Genomic DNA, 287 nt, shown 5'->3' with positions numbered 1-287 from the left:
TTCATGGAGATGAACACCCGGCTGCAGGTGGAACACCCCGTGACCGAAGCCATCACCGGGCAGGACCTGGTGGAATGGCAGCTGCGGGTGGCATCCGGCGAGCCGCTGCCGCTGGCGCAAGACCAGCTCAAGATCAGCGGCCACGCCATCGAGGCCCGCATCTGCGCCGAAAACCCGGACAACAATTTCCTGCCCGCTACCGGCACGCTGCATGTCTATGGCCTGCCCGATTGCGTCAACTTTGTGCGCAACGATGGTGGCGTGCGGGTCGACTCCGGCGTGCGCCA

1 pseudogene is annotated in these 287 nt (G+C 65.2%); it reads left to right on the top strand.

Annotation, left to right across the window (positions count from 1 at the left end):
* Positions 1 to 287 (top strand): annotated as a pseudogene (locus tag B3V69_RS01630) (3-methylcrotonyl-CoA carboxylase); the annotation flags it as partial.

The sequence above is a fragment of the Rhodoferax sp. UBA5149 genome, assembly GCF_002413825.1.
GTDB lineage: Bacteria > Pseudomonadota > Gammaproteobacteria > Burkholderiales > Burkholderiaceae_C > Rhodoferax.
Note: the sequence above shows the minus strand (reverse complement) of the source record. Positions and strands in the feature narration are given on the sequence as shown.